General features: G+C 35.9%; 5 protein-coding genes. 2 read left to right on the forward strand and 3 right to left on the reverse strand.

Annotated features, from left to right (window positions below):
* Nucleotides 1-19 precede the first annotated feature (19 nt).
* The 3 genes from AC1DRF_RS19110 to yneA form a co-directional block, all read right to left on the reverse strand.
* Nucleotides 20-250, reverse strand: a complete 231-nt coding sequence (locus AC1DRF_RS19110) for a DUF896 domain-containing protein (RefSeq protein ID WP_013058775.1) — start codon at nucleotides 248-250, stop codon at nucleotides 20-22.
* Between the two features lie 69 nt (nucleotides 251-319).
* On the reverse strand, nucleotides 320-988 hold the full coding sequence (locus tag AC1DRF_RS19115; protein ID WP_477741410.1) for a YneB family resolvase-like protein: 669 nt from the start codon (nucleotides 986-988) through the stop codon (nucleotides 320-322).
* A gap of 53 nt (nucleotides 989-1,041) precedes the next feature.
* A complete protein-coding gene (gene yneA, locus AC1DRF_RS19120; protein WP_013084723.1) occupies nucleotides 1,042-1,371 on the reverse strand; it encodes a cell division suppressor protein YneA in 330 nt (109 codons plus the stop codon).
* A gap of 146 nt (nucleotides 1,372-1,517) precedes the next feature.
* Here yneA and lexA point away from each other — a divergent pair, with 146 nt between their 5' ends.
* Nucleotides 1,518-2,135, forward strand: coding sequence for a transcriptional repressor LexA (gene lexA, locus AC1DRF_RS19125; RefSeq protein ID WP_013058778.1), 618 nt, complete (start codon nucleotides 1,518-1,520; stop codon nucleotides 2,133-2,135).
* Nucleotides 2,136-2,346: 211 nt separating this feature from the next.
* A complete protein-coding gene (locus AC1DRF_RS19130; protein WP_477741409.1) occupies nucleotides 2,347-3,792 on the forward strand; it encodes a hypothetical protein in 1,446 nt (481 codons plus the stop codon).
* Nucleotides 3,793-3,811: the final 19 nt, after the last annotated feature.

The following is a 3,811-nucleotide window of genomic DNA, read 5'->3' on the forward strand; positions in this document are numbered from 1 at the left end:
CTAGTTTTACTAGAACGTCTTAGTGAAGACGCTTCTTTTTACTCTCTTTTAACTTCTTAGGCGTAACATCTTTACCTTCTTCGTCCACAACTTTAATCGTATGAAGGTGATTTGTCATAGATTGTCGGAAAACTTTTAAATATTCCTGACGTAGCTCTTGCTGTTCTTTCGCTTCAGATTCTGTCAGACCTTCAGCCTTTGCCTTTTTTGAAAGAGCATTAATACGAGCAAGTTTATCTTTTGATAGCATATAAAACCTATCTCCTTATAATCAATAATTAAAATTACCGAACCGTTCCGGCAACATGTAGTCATCTTACTAAATCTCTTTCGTTTTATCAAGAGATTGAGCATTCTCTTGGTATTCTTGATAGCGGCGATGTACCGTCGCTTTTGAAATATTATAGCCAAAACCTTTTAGCGTAACTGAAATTTCAGCAAAGGTTAAGCCGTTATGACGAAGACGGACAATTTCTTCAATTGGCGCTTCTTTTTTTTCTCTTCCCGAGTTAACTCCTTGATTTTTTAAATTTTGCTGCGGACGATAACCGTTTTCTACAGCTCTTTTCATTCCTCTTTTAATTTTAGCATTATGTAATTTCCGCTGATGCTCTTCCACTAAGCTAATAATATCTAACACCATTGAATCAGATTCTGAAAGCTGAAGCTGGCCTTGATGACTAATCGTATAGATGGTAGCATTTTCTTTATGAAAAGCATGAAGCAGCGCAATTCGAGCATTTCCTCTGCCTAATCGTGTTTCATCTTGAATAAGCAACACAGATATTTTTTCTTCTTTCATTGTATGAAGAACATCCAAAATACCCTCTCTGTCTACTTCATATCCGCTTGCTTTTTCCATTACGACTTTTTTTACGTCTAGATGGTGAAGAGCAGCAAGCTTTTTTAATTCTTCTTGCTGGCGCTGTAAAGATGTTTCTTGGTTTTTTTTATCCGTACTGACACGGCAATAAATAATGGCATCCACTTTTATCACGACCTTTTCGGCTTCTAACAATATTCAGGAACGGCCGTTACACACTACTGTTCAATTGCCACTTGATTATGTAACTCTTTTTTTAAAACAGGAATATATAATTTATCTCCAGGAGATAAAGACTGGGCAGTGTCTGAGTTTAAATCATTGACGTCTTCAACCCATTTGACAAATTCATTGGTGGTCAAATGATGGTGATTATGATACTTGTTGGACAATTCCCAAAGCGTATCTCCTTTTGTAATAGTAACCGTTGAATATTTGTCTAAATCTACTTTATCCGCTCCTAAAACCAGCGTCAATACATATGTAAGTGCAGCGATAACTGCAAAAAAAATAGCGTAATGTTTCATAGAATGTAAGAATTGTTGCATATTATGATCCCCCTGTCAGAATATATGTTCTTATTTTATTGAGAACATTTGTTTCTGTCAATGGAATTCTTCGAACTTATGTTTGTATATTGACACATCACGTGGTATAATTCACCTAAAGAATAGCTAAAATCGAGGTGAAAAATATGAAGCTATCAAAACGTCAACAAGACATACTAGATTTTATTAAGCATGAAGTAAAATTAAAAGGTTATCCGCCTTCTGTTCGTGAGATTGGGGAAGCGGTAGGATTAGCCTCTAGCTCCACTGTACACGGGCATTTAGCTCGTTTAGAAAGCAAAGGGTTAATTCGCAGAGATCCGACAAAACCAAGAGCAATCGAAGTTCTTCAACTAGACGAAGTAAACATCCCTAAAAGCAATGTCATTAATGTTCCTGTTATCGGTAAAGTAACAGCGGGTCTGCCTATAACAGCCGTTGAAAATGTGGAAGAATATTTCCCTCTTCCAGATAAATTCGTTTCTCCAGATGATCATGTATTTATGCTTGAAATTATGGGAGAAAGTATGATTGAAGCAGGTATTCTAGATGGCGATATGGTAATCGTACGTCAGCAGCAAACAGCTAATAATGGAGATATTGTGGTCGCTATGACCGAAGACAACGAAGCAACGGTAAAACGTTTCTTTAAAGAAGAAAATTTCGTTCGTTTACAGCCTGAAAATTCAACGATGGCGCCTATTATTCTTCGCCACGTAACGATTTTAGGAAAAGTAACTGGTGTATATCGCACGATTCACTAATCAGACACTGTATGTAAAACCAACTAATGATGATGTTAGTTGGTTTTTTTACGTTTGTTTTCTAAAAAAATTGGCATATTATAAATGATACGTTGAATCATTGCAGGCAGGTARAACGGTTTTTATAAAGCTTGTTTTACCTTTTACTTTCTACCTGCATTTCCTCGACTCTTACAAGGAAATACAACCGACCATAAGAAGGATGTAGTTTATGACCAATACACCAAGGAAAACAGAACCATTTCAAACCATTGTACCTACCAAAGCAATGAACATGTTTCTTTTTCCTTTTTCCTTTGACCGAAAAAATAAAGAGCAGCTTGTTCATGCGCTGAAAGCAAATTTGTTCGAGTTTTTCTCCATTCAAAACAAACATTTAGAAAAAGAATACTATGGAGAACAATATTACGTATCTCATGATAGCCTGGATCAATATTTTCTTCCTTAYATTGAATGCATTCTATTCCCTGACTCGTGCGAAAAAGAAGGGTTGCTTCGATTTTCAAAAAAAATAGACCATGCCATTACGTTACACACTTCCTCCACCACCGTGTCTAGCAACGTGCTGTCTGTGGATGTTTTTTTATGTCCTTTTGAAATTGGTGTCATGACCATTCGCACTGAGATGAGCCATAATCATTACAGCTATGATGATATTTTAGAGTTCATGAATCATTTTCGTGTATTAGAACCGAAGCTTGCTGAAGAGCATGGATCCACCATTACCTATGAACACCATCGCTATAGCAAAGTACAAGATTATATTTTTTCACAGCTCGCGCCATTTTTGAACGAACACATCAAGAAAGAAGCCACACGTGAACAGCATGTGGGGAGCCTTCCTTATTTTATCGATGAACGGATGTTTGTGTTAAGTTATGTAACGGTAAATCAAGAGCAAGAGATTAATTCCACAACTTTATTTCGTACTGGACAGCTAAATAGCTATATGCCTGACGGGAAAGCGTTTATTTCTGCACACAATCATGAGTATATTAAAACGTATAATACTAAACACGTGTATTCCAGATGGGCTCCTGAAACATATTACGTCATAACAGACCATGTGTTTTCATGTATTTCTAAATCGACAGACTCTAAAACGGATCAGCTTTTGATGAATCATCTATTTGGCCAGCATTACTATAATTTATTTTTACATTTTTTCTATAAAATCGTGTTGCTAAAACTATCTTATGAGTATTCTCAGCTCACGTTTCATAAAAWTTCAGAGGGCATTGAACGACTAATCCGCTCTATTACCGTGTTCTCAGGTAAATATTTATTTTTAGAAATTAGCTCTCGCACAGAAGGTCAAGAGTTTTCTGAGCTCTTTAAAAAAATCTTCCATATCAATTCTCTTTATCAAGAAGTCAAAGAAACTCTTGGTACTTTGTACCAAAATCAAGAGAAAATCGCAGCTAAGCGTCACAATTACTTATTATTAATTTTAACGATTTACACGGTTCTTTCCGGTATTTACGGAATGAATTTAGTTATTAGCAAACTAAAGGGAAATATCAATTGGGATAGTATGAAGCAGTTTTCTATCTTTGAATATATCGCTTTAATAGTAGCTCTATCAGGAATTCTGATCAGCATTAGTCTCGGAGTGAGTTCCCTATGGAATTTATTAAAAGATCGGTTTAAAACATAAAAGCTGTTCGCATCAGAAA

The organism is Priestia sp. P5_B4 (assembly GCF_056400385.1).